General features: G+C 65.1%; 2 protein-coding genes. Both read right to left on the reverse strand.

Annotated elements, in window-relative coordinates; translation table 11 throughout:
• Positions 1–65: 65 nt before the first annotated feature.
• A complete protein-coding gene (locus V1288_RS04475; RefSeq protein ID WP_334355926.1) occupies positions 66–16,505 on the reverse strand; it encodes a non-ribosomal peptide synthase/polyketide synthase in 16,440 nt (5,479 codons plus the stop codon).
• The gene (locus V1288_RS04480) at positions 16,498–23,070 is read right to left on the reverse strand and encodes an amino acid adenylation domain-containing protein (protein WP_334355927.1); all 6,573 of its coding nucleotides are present in this window, start codon (positions 23,068–23,070) and stop codon (positions 16,498–16,500) included. Before V1288_RS04480 ends, V1288_RS04475 begins: the two co-directional genes overlap by 8 nt.

Here is a 23,070-nt window from a genome sequence, read left to right on the forward strand (position 1 = left end):
CGCTTTCGGTCCCAACCTGCACCATCTCAAGCAGTGCGGCGATGTCAGGATCAAGACTCATGTGCTCACTCCGCCGGCTCCGGAACCGAGTCCTGCGAAGCCGTCGATGCTGTCTCCGGCACGAGCAAGGCGCAGATTTCATGGAGCAAGCCGGCATCCCTCAGGATCGTGAAATGGTTGTCTCCGACCACGCCGCGATCGATGGCGTCCGGCAGTTGCGTCTCCAGCCGATCGCGCTGCGCCAGGCGGCCCGATGTCCACCAGCACAACGGCACGGCCGCAAGACGGCGCGGCGGCGCGGCATTCTGCGTCAGGGTCTTGAGGTGCCGGCCGACCGTGAACGCGCCGGCCAGGTCTTCGACGCCGAGCAGTGTGTCGTCCGTCGGAGTTGCCTCTTCCAGTATCTGTGCGACCAGACGCCGGACAATCTCGGATGTCTCCGGCATGCCGGCACGCTTCGCAGCTTCGACATGCGGTTGGACATGAGCGGTTGCAGAGTGCGGAAGAACAGCCGAGAGCAATCCGGCGAGGTCATCGGTCCAGTGGACCACCGTTTCCTGCTGGTTCGATCTGCCATGCGGCCGCAGCACAAAGCTGTCGACCAGGGCGAGATAATCGACGCGTTCACCGCAGCGTTCGAGTTCGGCCGCAACGAGCGTGACGAGAAGGCCTCCGAGCGACCAGCCAACCAGGCTGTAGGGACCGTGCGGCTGCGCCTGCCTGATCTCGTTCGCATAGTCCGAGGCCATCGCCTCGAGCGACCGGTCGCTCCACGAACTATCGACAAGCATCCTGGATTGCACCCCGATCACCTGCCGGCGCCCTTCGAGGCGGCGCGCCAGCGGTCCATAATCGAACACGGTGCCGAAACCGCCATGCACGCAGAACACCGGATGCGCGCCACGAACCGCGGCATTCAGCGGCAGCAGCGCTGACGGCGCCAACGCAGCGGCGGGAGAGGCGCCGGCATCCGCGAGCAGCGCGCGGATCGTCGGCTTCTGCAGGAGATCGCGAAGCTTGATCTCGATGCCGAAGGTTTTGTCCTGCCGGAGCCGAGCCACGACCTTGAGGCTGAGGATCGAATTGCCGCCCAGCTCGAAGAAATTATCGGTGACGCCGACTTGCGGCAGCTTGAGAATGTCGGCCCACAGCCGCGCCATCGCGGTTTCCGCAGGTCCTTGCGGTGCCACGAAGCTTCGTCCAGCCGAGTCGGGAGCCGGCAGCGCACGCCGGTCAATCTTGCCGCTCGACAATGTCGGCAGCCGCTCAAGCACCATGATCCGCGCCGGCACCATGTAGACCGGCAAGGTCTGCTTCAGGAAACCGATTACTCTTTCGACCAGAGCCTCGGCCGCGGCTTCCGACGCGTCCCTTGCCGCCTTCGGCGCGATGTAGGCAACGAGCTGGCTTCCGGCAGCGCCGGCCAGCGCCACCACGGCCGCCTGCTCGATCTCCTCGTGACGAAGCAGCGAGGTCTGAATTTCTCCGAGCTCGATCCGGAAGCCGTTGACCTTGACCTGGTCGTCGCTGCGGCCGAGATATTCGACGGTACCGTCTTCGCGCCATCGCGCAAGGTCACCGGTGCGGTATAGCCGGCCCCCCGGCAGCGCAGAGAATGGATCAGGCACGAAACGCTCGGCAGTCATGCCCGCCTTGCCGTGATAGCCGCGCGCCAGTCCAACCCCTCCAAGACAAAGTTCACCGGCGACACCAGCGGGAATGACATTGAGCGAACTGTCGAGAATGTAGGCGCTGCGGTCGCCGACCGGCAAACCGATCGGCGCGTATGGTGTCTCGCATTCGGAAGCGCCGTCGACCTTCCAGACCAGCGGCGTGACGACGGTTTCGGTCGGGCCGTAGCCGTTGATCAGGATCCGCGGCTTCAGAACGCGCTTGACCTTGTCGAAGCCCGCCTTCGGCATCGCCTCGCCACCGAACGAGTACAGCTTGACCGGCGGCGGGTTGCCCGTCTGCTCGACGGCCTCCGCGACCTGCTGGAGGTAGGCCGGCGGCAGCCCGATATGGCTGACACGATGCGCGTGCAGGTTTTCGACCGTCTGCTCCGGCGTCCACAATTCGGCGTCACGCATCAAGAGGCGCGCACCATGCGACAATACTGTCAACCAGCGCTCATGGGCGCCGTCGAAGGCCAGCGACAGGAAATGCAACTCGCAGGAATTCTCGTCGATCTCGTAAAGGCTGCCCGTGACGTGGCAGTGCATCGCGAGCGGCCCATGGGCGACGGCCACTCCCTTTGGCGTTCCCGTCGAGCCGGAGGTGTAGATCAGATAAGCGAGGTTCTCGGGATGCAAATCCGGTTGCGGCGCATGGTCCGGCCCCACGTCGAAATCAAATGTAGAAAGAGAAATCTTTTCGACGCTATGCAACTCCTCTTCAACGTCGAGCTGTCCCGTCAGCAGGAACGAGATCCCGGCATCGCGCATGACAAATGCGCGCCGCTCGGGCGGAAGCTCCGGATCGAGCGGAACATATGCGCCGCCCGCCTTCAGGATCGCCAGCAGCGCGACCATCGTGGCTTCGGTCCGTTCGACCACGACACCGACGCGCTGCTCGGACTTGAGCCTGCGGGCAACCAGGTGATGGGCAAGGCGATTGGCTCTGGTGTCGAGCGCTCCGAACGAGAGCGTCTTGCCGCCGATGGTAAGCGCCGTCCGGTCCGGATGACGCTGCGCATGGCCGCTGATCGCTTCATGTACCAGCTGCAACGGGACGGCCGACGTGGCATGGCCGTTGCAATTCTCGGCGCGACCGGCGTCGATCGCCGTCACCGGATCGATGCTGCCAAGCACCACCGACGCGTTCCGCGTCAGCGCGGCCAGCAGATGCTCGAACTGCGCCTTGATCTGCGCCGCCTGTGCCGCCGTGAAATGGCTCGGCATATAGGTGTATTCGATCTGAAGCGTGTCCTCGACGAGCACCGACAGGTCCATCGGATAGTTCGTCACGTCGACATTCTTCAAGCCGCTGAACTGCAGCGAACCGTCACCGCGACGCATGCTGCGTTCGATCGGATAGTTCTCGAACACGATGATGCTGTCGAACATGGCCTGGCCGGCACGGCCGGCCCAGCCCTGGATATCGTAGAGCGGCGTATGCTCGTAATCCCGGATCGCCGAATTGCGGTCCTGAAGCGCCCGCAACCACTCTCCGATCGGGCTGGCGGACGGCGGCGTTTCGATTACGGGCAGCGTGTTGATGAAGAGCCCGAGCATCTGCTGCGATCCGTCGAGGCTCGCCGGACGGCCGGCGACGGTAACCCCGAACGTCACGGTCTGCTGGCCGGTATAGCGTTGCAGCAGCAGCGCCCATACGCCCTGGACGACAGTGTTGAGCGTGATCCGCTCACGGCGCGCGAATGCTTTTAGCTCCGCGGTCACCGTCTCTGCAAGGCGCGTGTAACAGCGCTCATGGCCGGATGCCTGATGGCGGCGAGCGCCGAAGGCATCGGCCAGTTGTGTCGGCTCGTCGAATGCCTTGAGCTGTTCGCGCCAGAAACCTTCGGCAGCCTGGGCATCCTGCGCCAGCAGCCAGGCGATGTAGTCGCGGTAACGCGTCGGGTCCGCCGCGGACGTCCCGCCGTAATAGCATTCCAGAACTTCCCTGATGAACCTGGCCGAGCTCCATCCGTCCATCAGGATGTGATGATAGGTCCAGATCAACCGATGGAGATCGTCCTCAAGGCGCAATAGGCGCACGCGCTGCAGCGGAGGCGTCGAGAGATCAAACTCGGCGGCGCGTTCGCCGGCAAGCGCCGCCGCAATCCGTTTGTCGCTAATGGTTTGCCCGCGCCAGTCCTCCTGTTCGAACGGCGCGACGGCATCGCGATAGACGGCTTGCAGCGGAGAGCCGGCAAGCTCGCGCCACAGGAAGCCGGTCCGAAGCATCTGATGACGCGCGCTCACCTCGCGCCATGCTCTCCCGAGACGCTCAGCGTCAAGCCCGCGGATTTCAACGCTGACCTGATTGACGTAAACGCCGCTGCCGGCGTCGCGCAGGCTGTGAAACAGCATGCCCTGCTGCATCGGCGACAGCGGGTAGATGTCCTCAATGCGACTCCAGTCCAGATCTAGCCGCCCAAGCTGTTCGCTGGTCAACCCCGAGAGCGAGCCGGGCGCTGATGCCGATGTGTCCGGGCTCGGGCCAACGTCACGGGATAGCGCGGCCAGCGCTTCGATCGTCTGGTGCCGAAAGACGTCGCGCGGCTCGATCAATACGCCTTCGCGGCGCGCGCGGCTCACCATCTGCAGCGAAATGATCGAGTCGCCACCGAGTTCGAAGAAGTTATCGGTGACGCCGATCTTGGGCTGGCGCAGCAGGTCGGCCCAGATCGCGGCGAGCGCCGCCTCGGCCGGCGTGCGCGGCGCGACATGCTCGGCCGGTACTGCGAGTTGATCCGGCGCCGGCAGCGCCTTGCGGTCGACCTTGCCGTTCGGCGTCAGCGGCAGCCGGTCCAGCACCACGATCCGGGCCGGGACCATGTAGTCCGGCAGCAGCGACGTCAGCGCCGTCTTGAGCGCCGCGCCATCGAGCGAATTCTCGCCGCTGACATAGCCGACGAGCTGGCGAGTAGCGCCAACCTCGCGCGCGACCACCACCGCCGATCGTACGCCATCCTGTGCCAATAGCCGCGCCTCGACCTCCCCGAGTTCGATCCGAAAGCCGCGGATCTTCACCTGGTGGTCGGAGCGGCCGATATATTCGATCGCGCCGTCGGACCGCCGGCGCGCCACATCGCCGGTGCGGTAGAGCCGCGCCCCTGCGGTACCGAACGGATCGGGGATGAAGCGTTCCGCCGTCAGCGCGCCGCGCCGCCAGTAGCCGCGCGCCAGGCCTGCGCCGCCGATATAGAGTTCGCCCGCGACGCCGACCGGCGCCAGGTGGAGGTCGTTGTCGAGGATGTGCAGCGTGGTGTTGCCGATCGGGCCGCCCAAGACCGGACGGTCGTCCCGCGCATCGAGGCGATGGCGGGCCGACCACACCGTGGTCTCGGTCGGGCCGTACAGGTTCCAGACTTCGCCGGCCTGCGCCACCAATCGTCGCGCCAGATCCGGCGCCAGCGCCTCGCCGCCACACAGCACGCGGCAGCTTGCCGGCAGCGATGGGCCGTCATGATCGAGCAACATCCGCCAGGTCGACGGCGTCGCCTGGATCAGGGTCACGCCTTGCTTGGCGACCATCGCCTTCAGCCGGGCCGGATCATGCGCGGCGGCGCGATCCGCCAGCACTACCCGAGCGCCGATGGTCAGCGGCAGCCACAGCTCGAGCACCGCGATGTCGAACGACAGCGAGGTCAGGCCGAGCACGCGGTCCTGCGGCGTCAGGCCCGGCCGCTCCGCCATCGTCGCCAGAAAGTTCGTCACCGCGTCGTGGCGAACCATCACGCCCTTGGGCAGCCCGGTCGAGCCTGACGTGTAGATCACGTAGGCGAGGCTGTCGGGATGGATGGCGATGTCGAGATTGCCGGCATCACCGCCCTCGCCGCCGTCCTGCTCGTCAAGCAGCCAGGCCTCGGCGCCGGTCTCCTTCAGCACCGGGGAGAACTGATCGAGCAATGTGCTTTGCGTCAGCACCAGCGCCGCGCCGCTGTCGCGCATCATGTGCGCCAGCCGCTCCGGCGGGTACTCCGGATCGAGCGGCAGATAGGCCCCGCCCGCCTTCAGCACCGCCAAAAGCGCGACCATCATCTCGACGCCGCGGTCGAGCGCCAGCCCGACCACCACGTCAGTTCCGGCACCGCGATCCCGCAGCCGCCACGCCAGCCGGTTGGCCCGGCCGTTCAACTGGACATAGCTCAGTTCCTCGTCGCCAAACACCAGCGCGACCGCGTCAGGTGATTGGCGGACCTGCGCTTCGAACTGCTCGACTATCCCCCGGCGCGGTTCATCGCGGCGCGTATCGTTCGCCCGGGAGAGCAGCACATCATCAGCCGGATCGCTGGCCGCGATCATGCCGACCGGCCGATCGGCATCGACGCTCAACGCTTCCATCAACCGCACAAAGGCACGCTGCAGCCGCGCGATCTGCGCCTCGCCAAAATGCTTGCGCTGATAGTTGAACACCAGCCGCAGGCGCTCATCGAAGCCGACGCTCGCGAACAGCGGATAATTGCTGGTTTCGACGATCCTGGTCTCGCCGACACGGATCTGCCGATTTTTCTCCATCAGCGCGTGGTCAACAGGATAATTTTCGAACACCAGGATGCTGTCGAACAGCGGCCGTCCGGGACGCCCCGCCAGGCGCTGAATCTCATAGAGCGGCGTCCAGCCGAATTCGCGCAAGGTCAGATTGCGATCCTGCAAGTGACGCAGCCACGCGCCGACTTTCTGCTGCGGACCGACATCGTCGACGACCGGCAATGTGTTGATGAACAGGCCCACCATGTCTTCGGCGCCGGCCAATTCCGGCGGCCTGCCCGACACGGTGACGCCGAAGCAAACCGTGCTCTGTCGGGTATGCTGACGCAGCAATTGCGCCCATGCGGCCTGCACCAGCGTGTTCATCGTCACGCGCTCGCGCGCCGCAAATTGCTGCAGCCGCCCGGTCAGCGCAGCGTCCAGCTCCAGTGCGAGCATGCAGTGGCCGGATGACTCCGCATCTGCATGCTCGGCCGGGCCGTTGGCCAGGAAGCTCGGTTCATCCAGCCTTGCCATTGCATTGCGCCAGAACGCCGCCGATGCGTCGGTATTCCGGCTCTGCAGCCAGCCGATGTAATCCCGATAGCGTCGCTGCAATGCCGGCAGCCGGCCTTCGCCGTTATGTTGCATCACCTCGGCGATCAAGCGCGCCGAACTCCATCCATCGAGCAGGATGTGATGGTGCGTCCAGATCAGCCAATGGCGATCTTCCCCGAGCCGGATCAGCCGCACCCGCTGCAAGGGCGGCCGCGACAGGTCAAACCCATCGACCCGCTCGCGCCGCGAAACATCGGCGAGCGCAGTCTCCAACTGAGGCTGCTCCCATCCCGCGGCCCGCGTGCGCCAGTCTTCATCGACAAACGGCACTTCGGCATGACGATAGACGATCTGCTGCGGCGAGCCGGAGAGATCGCGCCAGACGAAGCCGGTTCTCAGCACGGCATGACGATCGCTGACCGCCTGCCATGCACGACGGAGCCTCCCGGCATCGAGGCCGCGCACTTCCGCGGCGACCTGGTTGACATAGAGCCCACTTTCGCCGTCGTGCATCGCATGGAACAGCATGCCCTGCTGCATCGGCGACAACGGGTAGATATCCTCGATCTCTCGCCACTCGAGCTTCAGCCTATCGAGATCGACCTGGCCAAGGCCTGATAGTGCCACATCCGACGGCGTCAGGCCGCAGCCGCCGCCGCTGGTGCAGTGATCGACCAGCTCGCGCAGCGCCGCGTCGTACAAGGCGGCCAATCGCTGCACCGTCTCGCGCCGATAGCGCTTGCGGCCGAAACCGAACGATAGCCGCAACCGGCCTTCGCGCACCGTGCCGTTCACGCTCAGCCAGCGCCGCAACGGGCTCGATGTGTCACGCGACGGGCCCGCGCTTTCCGGCGCCATGGCGAACAACGCTGCCTCATCAACGCCGCCGTCGACCTGGCCGAGATAATTGAAAGCAATCTTCGGCTCGGCAATGTCAGACAGTGCCGCGCGCTGCCCTTCAGAGCCGAGATAACGCAACACGCCATAACCGAGCCCGCGGCCGGGAATGCCGCGAAGTTCCTCCTTCACGGTCTTGATCAACGACGCAGAGTCCTGTGACCCGCCAGCCAGCCGCACCGGAAAGGCCGTCGTGAACCAGCCGACCGTGCGCGAAATATCGAGATCGCCGAACAGGTCCTCGCGGCCATGGCCTTCCAGTTCGACCAGCACATCGTCCCGTCCGCTCCATTGCCAGACGGAACGCGCAAGGCCGGCGAGAAGGAGATCGTTGATCTGCGTGCGATAGGCGGACGGCGCATCCGTCAGCAGGCGCTGCGTCAATTCCTGTTCGAACGTCAGCAGGATTTCATCGGCATCGGCGACAAGATCGGTGCCATCATGGTCGTCATCGCAGGGAATATCCGCATCCGCACGGCGATCGAGCCAATAGGACAGTTCGGTCGCCAGTCCGGGCGATGTCGCATGGGCATGCAGCCGCTCACTCCACGCTGTGTAGGCATGCGTCTTCGGCGGAAGCGCAACCGTCGCGTCGCCCTTCGCAAGTTGCGCGTATGCGGCGGCGATGTCTTCCAGCAGAACCCGCCATGACACGCCGTCGATCACCAGATGATGAATCGCGATCAGGAAGCGCTGACTGCCATCGGCGACATCGATTCCGACCGCACGCAGCAACGGCCCCCGGGAAATAGAGAGGCTTGCCTGCGCCGACGATGCCAGCGCCGTCACGGCTTCTGCATCAGCCGCGGTGCGGACCCAAAGCAGATCCGCGGCGGCCGGTGCGACGCCGTGCTCCGCGCGCCACGTCCCTTCGCTTTCTTCGAAGCGAAGCCGCAGCGCGTCGTGATGATCGACCACGGCTGCGATCACGCGCTTCAGTACTTGCCAGTCGAGGCAGTCCCTCGGCCGCAACAGCACCGCCTGATTCCAGTGATCGCGCTTTCCCGCTTCTTCCGCAAAGAACCGGGCCTGGATCGGCAACAGCGAATGTGGGCCGGAGACCGGCCCCTGATCGACGGGTGCTTCGCTGCGCGGCTCGGTGCGCGCCGCGAGCGCCAGCGCCTCGAGCGTCTGATGCTGGAACACATCGCGCGGTTCGATCAGATAACCGGCACGACGGGCCCGGCTCACCATCTGCAGCGAGATGATCGAATCGCCGCCGAGTTCGAAGAAATTATCCGCAAGACCGACGGCTGAACGACCGAGCAGTTCGGCCCAGATCGCGGCGAGCGCCACCTCGGTCGGCGTGCGGGGTGCCTCATACGCCGCGCCGATGTATGGCGCGTCGGGCGCCGGGAGCGCCTGGCGATCGACCTTGCCGTTCGGCGCCAGCGGCAGCCGCTCCAGCACCGCGATCCGCGACGGCACCATATAATCAGGCAGAGCAAGCGACAGTGCCGCGCGCACGGCCTGCTCTGCGAGTTCGGCCGCCCCGCTGACGTACCCGATGAGCTGGCGGCCGGCTCCGACCTCGCGCGCCACCACCACCGCGGAGCGGACACCGGACTGCTCGAGCAGCCGCGCCTCGATCTCTCCGAGCTCGATGCGGAAGCCGCGGATCTTGATCTGATGATCGGATCGCCCGACATATTCGATCGCGCCGTCGCAACGCCAGCGCGCCAGGTCTCCCGTTCGATAGAGCCGCTCGCCCGTCCCTCCGAACGGATCGGGAATGAAACGTTCTGCCGTCAAGCCTTGCCGCTGCCAGTAGCCGCGCGCCAGCCCTGTTCCGCCAATGAACAATTCGCCGGTCACGCCGGCCGGAACCATGTTCAGGTCGGTGTCGAGAATGCGAATGACCGTACCCGGGATCGGCCGTCCGATCGGCACCCCTGCTGCGCCATCGTCACGACAGTTCCAGAACGTGGCATTGATCAGGGCTTCGGTCGGACCGTAGCGATTATCGAAGCGCGCATCGGGGAAGGCTGCGAGCACACGCGCCTTCAACTCCGCCGACAAGGCTTCGCCTCCGGCAAACAGGCGCTTGAGCGTGACGCAACGCTGCGCTTCGGGCTCGGCAACAAAATGCTCGAGCATCTGCGGCACGAAATGCAGCGTCGTTATGTCGTGGGCGATGATGGCCTCAACCAGAAGCCGCGGCTCGCGATGCACGCCGGGCGCTGCGATCGCAAGCCGTGCGCCGGCCGCAAGCGGCCACAGGATTTCCCAGACCGAGACGTCGAAACTGAATGGGGTTTTCTGCAGCAAGGTCTCGCCGGCATCGAGGCGATATTCCGCCTGCATCCAGCCGAGCCGCGCGGCCACTGCGCCATGCGAGCAGGCCACGCCCTTGGGCATGCCCGTCGATCCCGACGTGTACATTACATAGGCCAGGCTGTCCGGATGTAGCGCCACGTCGAGATTGCGCGTCGACTCGCCGGTCCGAGCCTCACACTCTCCTTCGATGGTCCAGGCCTCGACCGCCGCTCCCGCAATCACCGGCGCAAGGTGCTCCTGCAGCCGGCTTTGCGTCAGTATCAGCCTGGTTCCGCTGTCGCGCAGCATATGCAGAAGACGATCCGGCGGATAATCCGGATCGAGCGGCAGATAGGCTCCACCAGCTTTCAGCACGGCGAGAACACCGACGATCAGTTCGACGCTGCGCTCCAGCGCGAGGCCGACCAGCCGATCGCGACCGATGCCGTGACCTCTCAACTGCCGCGCCAGGCGATTGGCGCGAGCGTTCAGATCGCCATAGCGGACCTGCTCGTCCCCAAAGACCAACGCCATGGAAGACGGCGAAGCTGCGGCACGTGCCTCGATCCGGGCGACGATTCCGCGGCCAGAATTCGAGGTCTTGGCAATGCCGCCGCTCCAACCGAGCACCTTCCGCATCTGATCCGCATCGAGGCCGCCGAGTTCACCGAGCGGCCTGGAGGCGTCCGCTACGATCTCGGCAAGCAGTCGCGACAAGCAGGCCTGCAGATACCTGATCTGGCCGTCATCGAACCGGCGGCGATCATAGCGGAAGCCGAGATTGATGCCGTCGGTCCTGGCGAATACCGCCACCGTGAGGGCATAGTTGGTGATCGAGACCTGCTCGACCCGCCCAAAGCGTCGCCCGCTTTCGTTCTCCCCGCGGAGCGCTTGATCGATCGGGTAGTTCTCGAACACCAGGATATTGTCGAACAGCGCGCGTCCCGATCGGCCGCCGAGCCGCTGGATCTCGTAGAGCGGCATCCAGCCGTGATCGCGCAAATCGATGTTGCTTTCCTGCAGGTCACGCAGCCATGTACCCACAGCGGCTTGCGGGCTTGCCCGATCCACGACCGGCAGGGTGTTGATGAACAGGCCCACCATGTCCTCGGACCCGCTGATCTCTGCGGGCCTGCCGGACACCGTCGCGCCGAAGCAGACAGCGCGCTGGCCGGTATGGCGGCGCAACAGTTGCGTCCAAGCGCCTTGCAGGAGGGTGTTCAGCGTGACGCGCTCGCGCTTTGCAAACGCCTGCAGTTTTGCAGTCAGGTCCGCCGAGAGAAGCAGATCCAGTGAACCATGGCCGGATGCACCGATGGCCGCAGGTCCTCCCAGCGTATCCGCCAGAAAGCCCGGCTCGTCCAGTTCTGCCAATGCCGTACGCCAGAACGTCGCCGACGCATCGCGGTCCTGTCTTTGCAGCCAACCGATGTAGTCGCGGTAGCGGCCCTGCACGGCGGGCAACCGGTTGCCGCGTTCATGCTGCAGTATCTCGGCCACCAGGCGCGCCGAACTCCAGCCGTCCAGAAGGATATGGTGGTGCGTCCAGATCAGCCAGTGGCGGTTTTCGTCAAGCCGGATCAGCCGCACCCGCTGCAACGGCGCCTGCGACAGGTCGAATCCCTTGGCACGCTCGGCCTGTGACACACGCGCCAGTGCCGCCTCGAGTTCGCTGCGATCCATGGCTGCGGCCTGCCCGCGCCAGTCTTCGTCCACGAATGGCAGCGTCACATGGCGATACACCACCTGCTGCGCCGCGCCTGAAAGCTCGCGCCAGGCAAAACCGGTTCGCAGCACCGCATGGCGCGCGCTTACCTCGTGCCACGCCGCTCGCAACCTGTCGGAATCGAGACCGCGCACTTCAAGGCCGACCTGGTTGACATAGTTGCCGCTTTCTCCATCGCGCAATGCGTGGAACAGCATGCCCTGCTGCATCGGCGACAGCGGATAGATGTCCTCGATTTCCCGGCAATCGATCGTTGTACCGAGGGTGTCGAGATCGGCCTGATTCAACCCTGACAATGCGAAGTCCGAAGGCGTCATGCCGCGGGCGCCGCCGGTACAATGATCGACGAGTTCGCGCAACGCCGCCGCATAATGCTCTGCGAGGCGTTCGATCGTGGCCCGCCGGTAGCGCCTGCGGCCATAGCTGAACGACAGCCGCAACTGCCCTTCCCGCACCTGGCCGTTGATGCTGAGCCAACGGCCAAGCGGCGCGCTGTCGCTGCGCGCCGGCCCGGCGCTCTCCGAGGCGATGCTGAACGGCGTGCCGTCGCCGACGCTGGAATCAAACTGGCCGAGATAGTTGAAAACGATGCGCGGCTCGGGGAGCGAAGCCAGCGCGCGACGCTGCTCCTTGCTGCCGAGATAACGCAAGACGCCGTAACCCAACCCGCGAGCGGGAATCGCCCGAAGTTCCTCCTTGACGGATTTGATCAGCGAAGCGTCGTCGCCGCAGCCGCCCGGCAAGCGCACCGGGAAAGCGGTGGTGAACCAGCCTACCGTGCGGGAAATGTCCATACCGGAGAAGATGTCCTCGCGGCCGTGCCCTTCGAGCTCGACGACAACATCTTCAATTTCGCTCCAGCGCGATACCGCCCGCGCCAACGCCGCCAGCAGCAGATCGTTGACCTGACTCCGGTAGGCCGACGGCGCTTCCTTCAGCAGCCGCGTCGTCAACCCTGCATCGAATGCGAGCAGGATCTCCTCGCCCTCGGCAACGAGATCGACGCCGCCATAATCGTCGTCGCAGGGCAGGTCGGCGTACGATCCCCGTTCGAGCCAATAGGGTAACTCGGCAGCCAGTTCTTCGGTGCCGCCATACACCTGCAACCGTGCGCTCCACGACGCGTAGGACTGGCTCCTCGCCAGTGCGACCAGCGCCGCGCCTTGCTGAAATTGTCTGTAAGCCGCCGCGAAATCTTCGAGCAGCACGCGCCACGACACGCCATCGATAACGAGATGGTGCACCGATATCAGGAGCCGCTGACTGCGGTCGGCGAGCTCCATGCCGACCACGCGCAGCAGCGGTCCTGCCAACGACAGGCTCGCCTGGGCGGCAGAAGCGACTGCCGTCACCTCGGCTGCATCGCGTATGCCGCTTCGAATCCACAATAGTTCCGAAACCGCCGGTGCCGCGCCATAAGTTGCCCGCCAGACGCCATCGGTCTGCTCGAAACGAAGGCGCAAGGCGTCGTGATGCGCCACCACGGCGGCGATGGTTCGCTCCACGATCCCCCAATCCAATCGCGATTTCGGCATCAACAGGACAGCTTGATTCCAGTGATGACGCTCGCCGGCGTCCTCGCTGAAGAACCGTGCCTGAATCGGCAGCAGCGGATGTTCGCTGCCCTCCAGAACATTCCCGGGCGCGGTGCACTCCTCCGCCCGCTCGATGCGCGCGGCCCGTGCCAGCTCCTGCAATGTCTGGTGCCGGAACACGTCTCGCGGTTCGATCCGCAGGCCCGCCTGGCGGGCGCGGCCGACCAACTGCAGCGAGATGATCGAATCGCCGCCAAGCTCGAAGAAATTGTCGTCAACGCCAATGACGGATTGGCCAAGAAGCTCGGCCCAGATCGCGGCCAGCGTCGTCTCAGTCGCGGTGCGCGGCGCGACATGTGCCGCCGCAGCGGCTTGCATATCAGGAACCGGCAAAGCTTCACGGTCTACCTTGCCATGCGCGGTGAGCGGCAGCCGCTCAAGCTTCACGATACGGGCCGGCACCATATAATCGGGCAGTTCGTCCGAGAGGGCAGCGCGCATTGCCGCTTCGTCGAACGCGCGCTCGCCCACGACATAACCGACCAGTTGGCGGGTGACGCCGGCCTCGCGGGCAACGACGACCGCCGAGCGAACGCCGGGTTGGCGCATGAGCCACGCCTCGATCTCGCCGAGCTCGATCCGGAAGCCGCGGATTTTCACCTGGTGATCGGAGCGGCCGACATATTCAATCACGCCGTCGGCGCGCCATCGGGCCAGATCGCCGGTGCGATATAGCCGCGTGCCAAGCGCTCCAAAGGGATCGGGGATGAATCGCTCAGCCGTCAGCTCGGCGCGGCGCCAATAGCCTCGCGCCAGTCCTTCGCCGCCAATGAACAATTCGCCGGTCGCGCCGATCGGTACGATGTTCAGATCACCGTCCAGAATGTAGGCCGAGCGGCGCCCCACCGGACGACCGATGGGCGCATAATTGCCTTCGATCTCTTCGCTGGCATCGACCTTCCAGACCAGCGGCGTGACGACGGTTTCGGTCGGGCCGTAACCGTTGATCAATGTCCGCGGCTTGAGCGTGCGCTTGACCTTGTCGAACCCGGCCTTCGGCATCGCCTCGCCGCCGAACGAATAAAGCTCGACCGGCGGCGGATCGCCGCGCCATGCGGCAAAATCGGCGAGTTGCTGCAAATAGGCCGGCGGAAAGCCGGCGTTGGTGACGCGTTGCTGGCGCAGTATGTCGAGCGTCTGCTCGGCGGACCAGAGACTCTCGTCGCGCATCACGAGCGCGGCGCCGCAGGTCAGCGCGGTCCAGAGCCGCTCATGGGCGCCGTCGAACGTAAAGGACAGGAAGTGCAGTTCGCGCGAGTGCCGATCCATATCGTAGAGCATAGCCGTCACCTCGCAATGCATCGCGAACGGTCCGTGCTCGACCGCGACACCCTTCGGAATGCCGGTGGAGCCCGAGGTGTAGATGACATAGGCAAGGCTTGTCGGCCCTACGGCGATTCCCGGATCGTTCTCCGGCTCCCGGCTGGGATCGATCGCATCGAGCGGAACAATCTCGATCCCGGACGGAGGCGGTATCAGTGCCGAGCCTTCTGCATCGACCAGCACAAAACGCACGCCGGCGTCGTGCATGGTGGTGGCCTGCCGCTTCGCCGGATGCTCGGGGTCGAGCGGCAGATAGGCTGCGCCGCTCTTCAATATGGCCAGCAGCGCTACAACGAGGGATGGCGACCGCCGCGCCGAGATGCCGACGAGGTCCGAGCGACTGACGCCCAAATGGATCAGGCGATGCGCGAGCCGATTGGCGCGGCGGTCAAGCTCGGCATACGAGATCACATCGTCGCCGAAGATGAGCGCTGGGGCGTCGGGTGTTTTCGCGCCCAGCCGGGCGACTGTTTGATGTACCGGAGTGAACGGCGCGGCTGCGCCGGCCTCCGCGCCGTTCCATTGGCTCAGCCTGGCCAACTCCTGCTTGGAAAGCAGCGCGATGCCGGCGATCGATTGCGCGCGATCCTCAACCATCACCTTCAGGATCGTGACCCAATGCGACGCAAGGCGTTCGATCGTCGTCGCCTCGAACAGCGCAGTCGCATAGGTAAAGATCGCGCGAATCTCTCCTGATGGTCCCTCTTCGCTATCGAGAGCCAGGTCGAACTTGACGGTGTCGACTTCGGCGTCGATTTTTTCGATCTGCAGCCCGGTGCGATCGGGCGGGTTGCCCGACACACGGCGGCGCTGATGGTTATAGAGGACTTGAAACAGCGGATTCTGGCTCAAGCTGCGCTTGGGCTGCAGGGTTTCCAGCAATCGCTCGAACGGAAGGTCCTGGTTCTCCTGTGCTTCGATCGTGGCCAAATGGACGGATGCAATGAAGTCAGCGATCGTCGCGCGCCCGTCGAGCTGCGTGCGAAGCACCTGGGTATTGACGAACAGCCCGATCACGCCGCGGGTCTCATCGCGGTGCCGATTGGCGACCGGCACGCCAACGCTGATGTCGGACTGGCCGGTGTAGCGATAGAGCAGCAACTTGAAGCTCGCCAGCAGCACGACGAACAGCGTCGTCTGGCGCCGTCGCGCCAGCGCGCGCAACCCATCGGCGAGCGCCGGCTCAAGTGCCAAACGAATCGCGGCGCCGGCGAGATCAGGAGCCGCCGGCCGCGCCCGATCGACCGGAAGCTGCAGCACCGCCGGATCCGCAAGGCGCGTTGTCCAATAATTGACCTGCCGTTCGCCATCGACCGCGCTCATCCAGAGCCGCTGCCATTCCGCATAGTCGAGGTATTCGATTTGAGGTTCCGGCAGCGCCGGCGTCTCACCACACGCAGCCGCCGCGTACCAGCGCCAGAACTCGTCGACCAGCACGCCCATCGACCAGCCATCAGCCACGATATGGTGCAGGCTGACGACAAGAAAATGGTCGTCCTCGTCCAGCGTCAGCAACGCGGCGCGTATCAGCGGGCCGGCTTCGAGATCGAACGGCAGCGATGCTGCCCGCCGCGCCAGCAGGCGCGCCTGCTGTTCGCGGTCATGGCCATCAAGCGTTACATGCTGCAATGCGACCGGTTGCGGGTCGAGCACGAACTGTTCAGCTTCCTTGCCCTCTTGCCGAAACACCGTGCGAAGCGCGCTGTGGCGGGCGACCAGCCCATCGAAGGCCTGCTGCAGTGCATGTCGTTGAAGTCTGCCTCGAACGCGCACCGTTGCCGAGATGTTATAGGCAGCACTGCCCGGATCCATGCGCCACAAGAACCAGAGGCGCGACTGCGCAAAGGACAGCGGCGCTCGCGTTTGCTCCCGGCGTACAATTGGCAGCATGTCGAGATTGACGCCCTTCGCCGCGAGTTGCGTCAGGAACGCATGCTGCTTGTTCGCATCGAGGCGCATCAAGCGCCGTGAGATGTCGCGAAGCTGCTGCTTCTGCGTGGTGGCGGTGTCACTCATCGGAAAGTTCGACTTCCTTCAACATGTCGAGCATCGCGGCGATGTCATCGCTGCGCTTGTCGACCTGAATGTCCGGGGCGACCGCCGCCATCGCTTCGACGGTCGTCATCTCGAACAGGCGGTGCAGCGGCAGGTCGTGACCGAGGTCGCGCTTGATGCGGCTGACGAGCTGGACGGCGATCAGAGAGTCGCCACCGAGTTCGAAGAAGTTATCGGTGACGCCGATCTTGGGCTGGCGCAGCAGGTCGGCCCAGATCGCGGCGAGCGCCGCCTCGGCCGGCGTGCGCGGCGCAACATGTTCGGCCAGCGCCGCGAGTTGATCCGGCGCCGGCAGCGCCTTGCGGTCGATCTTGCCGTTCGGCGTCAGCGGCAGCCGGTCCAGCACCACGATCCGGGCCGGGACCATGTAGTCCGGCAGCAGCGACATCAGCGCCGTCTTGAGCGTCGCGCCATCGAGCGAATTCTCGCCGCTGACATAGCCGACGAGCTGGCGAGTAGCGCCAACCTCGCGCGCGATCACCACGGCCGATCGCACGCCATCCTGTGCCAATAGCCGCGCCTCAACCTCCCCGAGTTCGATCCGAAAGCCGCGGATCTTCACCTGGTGGTCGGAGCGGCCGATATATTCGATCGCGCCGTCGGACCGCCGGCGCGCCACGTCGCCGGTGCGGTAGAGCCGCGCCCCTGCGGTACCGAACGGATCGGGGATAAAGCGTTCCGCCGTCAGCGCGCCGCGCCGCCAGTAGCCGCGCGCCAGGCCTGCGCCGCCGATATAGAGCTCGCCGGCGACGCCGACCGGCGCCAGGTGGAGGTCGTTGTCGAGGATGTGCAGCGTGGTGTTGCCGATCGGGCCACCCAAGGCCGGACGGTCGTCCCGCGCATCGAGGCGATGGCGGGCCGACCACACCGTGGTCTCGGTCGGGCCGTACAGGTTCCAGACTTCGCCGGCCTGCGCCACCAGCCGCCGCGCCAGATCCGGCGCCAGCGCCTCGCCGCCGCACAGCACGCGGCAGCTTGCCGGCAGCGATGGGCCGTCATGATCGAGCAGCATCCGCCAGGTCGACGGCGTCGCCTGGATCAGGGTCACGCCTTGCTTGGCGATCATCGCCTTCAGCCGGGCCGGATCATGCGCGGCGGCGCGATCCGCCAGCACTACCCGAGCGCCGATGGTCAGCGGCAGCCACAGCTCCAGCACCGCGATGTCGAACGACAGCGAGGTCAGGCCGAGCACGCAGTCCTGCGGCGTCAGGCCCGGCCGCTCCGCCATCGTCGCCAGAAAGTTCGTCACCGCGTCGTGGCGAACCATCACGCCCTTGGGCAGCCCGGTCGAGCCTGACGTGTAGATCACGTAGGCGAGGCTGTCGGGATGGATGGCGATGTCGAGATTGCCGGTATCACCGCCCTCGCCGTCGTCCTGCTCGTCAAGCAGCCAGGCCTCGGCGCCGGTCTCCTTCAGCACCGGGGAGAACTGATCGAGCAGCGTCCGTTGCGTCAGCACCAGCGCCGCGCCGCTGTCGCGCAGCATGTGCGCCAGCCGCTCCGGCGGATAATCCGGATCGAGCGGCAGGTAGGCCCCGCCCGCCTTCAGCACCGCCAAAAGCGCGACCATCATCTCGACGCCGCGGTCGAGCGCCAGCCCGACCACCACGTCGGTTCCGGCACCGCGATCCCGCAGCCGCCACGCCAGCCGGTTGGCCCGGCCGTTCAACTGGACATAGCTCAGTTCCTCGTCGCCAAACACCAGCGCGACCGCGTCAGGTGATTGGCGGACCTGCGCCTCGAACTGCTCGGCAAACGAACGATCTCGTCGTCGATATTGAGCCTGCGTCTGATTCCACGTCTCCAGCAGAAGCTGACGCTCTTCGTATGGCAGCACATCCAGTTGCCGCACCGGAGCGCGAGGCGCGCGTTCCAGAGTCTCGGCCATTTGATCGAGCGCCTGCTGCATCAACGCGCAGATGCGATCAGGTGAAACTGGTTGGACCACCTGCACCGTCAATCCCAGTGCCTGGCCATAGTCCTCGATCGCCAGCATCAAGGGATAGTTGGTGCGCTCTTCGCCACCGAGCCACTCGATGCCGTGTAGGCCCACGGGGTCCTCATCTGCGGACGAACTATCCGGCTTTGCATTGTGCCGGTAATTCAGGATCGAACTGAACAAGGGCGCAGGCGCAGCGACGCGGCTGCAGCGTTGCGCGAGCGCCAGCGAAGCATGTTCATGCGCCATCAGTTCGGCCAGCCGGGCGTGCACGTGACGAACACTGTCTTCGATCGCTGTGCCATCGAGATCGAGCCGCAGCGGCAGCGTATTGATGAATAATCCCATCGGGCGATCGCCGCCGGCGCCGGCATGCATGCGGCCGAACAGGACGGTGCCGAACACGACCTGCTCACGGCCGCTGCTTCGCGCCACCACCCGGCCCCAGGCGAGATGGCAGAGGCTGGCAAGACTCACACCCAGCCGCCGCGCCAGAATGCGGAGCCGCGCGTTGAGCTCATCCGGCAGCGTTCGCCGGGCTTCCGCCACCCCGCCACCGTCGCCATGCACCCGATCCAGCCCAAACGGCATGGTCGGCTCATCGATATCAGACAGCATGCTGCGGAAGAACTGCTCGTGCTCTGCGGTGGCAGCCGATCCTCGCGACTGCGCCACCAGATTTCGGAACGGATACGGAGCGGGCAGTTCTGCACCGCGCCCTGACAACATCTTCCGGACTTCGTCGTGCATCACCTCCAGGGTGGAATGATCGCCGATTAAATGATGCAGCAATACCAGCAGCAGCCAGCGCTCCTTGCCGGGATCGCGGGCGACCGCAAATCGCAACAGCGGCGCCTGGCCGAGATCGATTCGATTGCGGCGCGGGTCGAAACGCCGCGCGAGCTGTTCATGCGCCGGACCGTCGCGGTCCAGTACGATCTCGGTGACGACCAAAGGAGCCTGTCGCCAAACCACCTGCGCCGGCGTGGCCAGGCCATCCCACGCGATGGATGTGCGGAGAATGTCGTGGCGAGCGATCACGCGCTCGACGGCGGCGAGATAGCGGTCGAGCAAGTCGCGGCTTGCAAACGCCATCTGGCCCACCAGCAGGTAGGGATCGCCCTGCGCGGATAGAAGATGATGAAACAGGATACCGTCCTGAAGTGGCGACAGGCCGTAGATGTCCTGGATGTTGGCAACGCCGCCGGGAACCCTGGCCACGATGCTGTCGATGTCGGATTGCTTCAATGCGATCAACGGCAACAGCTCGGGCGCAATTGCCGTCGTTTGCGGCGTGATCGGATTGGCCGGAACATCGGCGACGACACCGCCATTGAGGCTGGCGGCAAAATCGGCCAGCACAGGCTTGGCGAACAGCGTACGCACATCTGCGCTCAGCGAGTGCCGCTGCAGCCGTTCCAGCGTGCGGACCGCGAGCAGCGAGTGGCCGCCCAGTTCGAAGAAGTGATCGTTGCGGCCAATCCGATCAACGCCCAGCAGCTCGGTCCACACCTTCGCGACGATTTGCTCGATCTCGCCTTGCGGCGGTTCGAAGCTCCGTCGCGCAAACGCATCGTCCTCCGGCGCGGGCAGCGCCTTGCGATCGACCTTGCCGTTTGGCGTGAGCGGCAATGCATCCAGGCGCACAAACGCCTGCGGCACCATGTATTCCGGCAGGCACGCACGGAGGTGACTGCGCATCGCAGCCGCGAATTCGCCGGCCTCAAGTCTCGCGCCGCCCTTCGCGGCCACATACGCGACAAGCCGCGGGTCGCCGCTGCGATCCTGCCGCGCCAGCACCACCGCATCGGTCACGCCGGCGTGCTCGTTGAGGCGAAACTCGATCTCGCCCAATTCGATGCGGAAACCGCGGATCTTGACCTGGTGATCGTTGCGGCCGAGAAACTCGATATTGCCGTCCGGCAGGTAACGTCCGAGATCGCCAGTGCGATACATTCTCGCGGCAGCATCGCCACCGAAGCGATCCCGCACGAAACGTTCCGCCGTCAGATCGGCGCGATTGAGGTACCCGCGGGCGACCCCTGCCCCGCCGATGTGGATTTCGCCGATCGCTCCAAGCGGCACGGGTGCACCGAACCTGTCCAGCAGATAGAGCCGCGTATTGGGAAGCGGACGGCCGACGGGGACAACGTCGCCATCAAAGCCCGTCGGTCGCCGCCAGGCGGTGGCGCAGACCGTCGTCTCCGTCGGCCCGTAGCCGTTGAAGACGGTAACGGCCGGAGGCAGCCCCTTGACCAGCTCGGCCTTCGGCAATTCGCCGGCGAGAACGAGCACCCGCAGCGATGCCAGCCTGTCGAGATCGGCGCGTCCCTGCAGCATGGCCGGCGGCAAGGTCGCGTGCGTGATGGCATGGCGCGAGAGATAGTCGAGCAACTCCGACGTATTGCGGTGCTCCCGCGCGCTGAGGAGAAACAGCCCGGCCCCCGAACAGAGGGCCATGATGATTTCCCAGATACTGGCATCGAAGCTGAACGACGCAAACTGCACGATGCGGCTGCGTGGGGAAACGTCAAACATCGCCCTCTGGGCCAGCGCCAGATTCACCAGGCCGCGATGCTCGACCATCACCCCTTTTGGTCTGCCGGTAGAGCCGGACGTGTAGATGATGTAGGCGAGATGCCGCGATGTTAATCCGGTAACTGCCGGCGTGGATGTCGCCAGGCCGGCAATAACCGAAACGCTCGTATCCAGATCGACGATCTTGCACGGCGCATTCGCGAACGTCGCGCGTCCGGCACTATCAGAGATCAACAATCCTGGTTTTGCGTCATCGACGATCTGTCGCAGCCGCTCCGCCGGATAGGCCGGATCCAGCGGCAAATAAGCGCCGCCCGCCTTGAGCACGGCCAGCAGGCCGACGATCATGGAGATGCCGCGTTCCAGGCAGATCGCGACCGGCTGGTCCGGACCCACGCCCAAACCGATCAGGTATCGCGCGAGCTGATTGGCTTTTGCATCAAGTTCGCCATAACTGAGGCGAACGTCCTCGTGAGCCAGCGCAATGGCTTCGGGCGCCTTTCGGACCTGCTCCGCGAACAGTTCATGGATGCACTGCTCGGACGGGAACGGGGCCGCGGTTTGGTTCCATGTGTCCAGAACGAGCTTGCGCTCCCTGGCGTCTAAAATATCGATCCGCTCGACGATCTGATCCGCATCGGCAACCATGGCCCGCAGCATGCCGAGCAGGTAGTCCCGGTGACGCCTGATCGTCGCTTCGTCGAACAGCGCCGTCGCATAGTTCAAGGCGCCGACGATCCGCCGGTCTGCCTCCCCCAAATTGAGCTCGAGATCGAACTTGACCTGCTGCAGCGGGATATCGGCAATCTCGGCCTGGAGGCCGGGCAGTTCAAATTTTGCCGTCTCGTTGTTCTGCCAGGCGAACACGACCTGGAAGACTGGTGTGTGGTCCAGCCGACGCGGCGGCTGAATGATCTCGACGAGTTGCTCGAACGGCAGATCCTGATGGTCCTGAGCCCTGAGCGCTGCACCGCGTACGCGGCCGAGCAGTTCCACCACGCTCGGCTCTGCCGACAGGTCCACACGCAGCGCCAGCATATTGACGAAGAAGCCGACCAGGCCTTCGATTTCACGCCTGTTGCGGTTGGCCGTCGGCGTACCGATCACGAGATCGGCCTGGCCGGAGAGTTTTGACAACACCGCCGCCCAGGCCGCCAGCACCGTCATGAATGCCGTCGTGCGGTGTGATTGGCTGAGCCGCCTGATGCCGAGTGCAAGGTCGGCGTCGATCTCGATCGGCAGCGACGCGCCGGCGAGAGACCTCACCGGCGATCGCGGCCGGTCCGTCGGCAATTCGAGCACCGCTGGCGCGTCCTTGAGCGCGTGCCGCCAATAGTCGACCTGCCGCTGCAAAAGTTCACCCGCCAACCATTGCCGTTGCCAGGCAGCGTAGTCCGGATACTGAATTGCCAGCGGTGGCAGCGAATCGTCCTGGCCGGCCGTGAACGCCCGGTATAAGGCACCCAGTTCGCGCACGAGCACGCCCATCGACCAGCCATCGGATATGATGTGATGCTGGGTGAGCAGGAACAGGTATTCCCTCTCCGCGATCCGGATCAGGCGACCGCGGATCAATGGTCCCGCGGCGAGGTCAAACGGCGTGTCGGCCTCCTCGCAGCGCAAGCGCGCGAGTTCCTGTTCAGCATCGTCCCGTTGCCGCAAATCATGTTCGAGCACCGGCAGATGTTCGTGGGCCGGCAACAGTTCAACGCGCGGCTTTTCATCGACCACACGAAAGACACTGCGTAGCGCTTCGTGACGTCCAAACACCCGATCCAGGCTCCGACGCCATGCACGGACGTCAAGCTCGCCCGAAAGGCGCAACGCGCCGCGAATGTGATAGTTGGAACTGGCGCCATCGAGCTGCGCCAGCAGCCAAAGCCGCTGTTGAGCAAAGGACAATTCCAGCGGCTCGTCGCGTGGTACCGCCGGTATCGAGGCGGGTCCGTTCCTGTTGGCGTTTCGGCCGCGGTCCCTGGCTAGCGACAGCAGTTTTCTCACCTCCGCGGCATCCAGATCGCGCAAGTTCGGCTTTGATGCAGCCACCAT

This window comes from Bradyrhizobium sp. AZCC 2176, assembly GCF_036924645.1.
In the GTDB taxonomy this organism is placed as follows: domain Bacteria; phylum Pseudomonadota; class Alphaproteobacteria; order Rhizobiales; family Xanthobacteraceae; genus Bradyrhizobium.

Bases quoted from the DNA above. Each gene is read 5' to 3' on its own strand.
- V1288_RS04475 (WP_334355926.1), bottom strand. From the start codon at position 16,505: ATGAGTGACACCGCCACCACGCAGAAGCAGCAGCTTCGCGACATCTCA.
- V1288_RS04480 (WP_334355927.1), bottom strand. From the start codon at position 23,070: ATGGTGGCTGCATCAAAGCCGAACTTGCGCGATCTGGATGCCGCGGAG.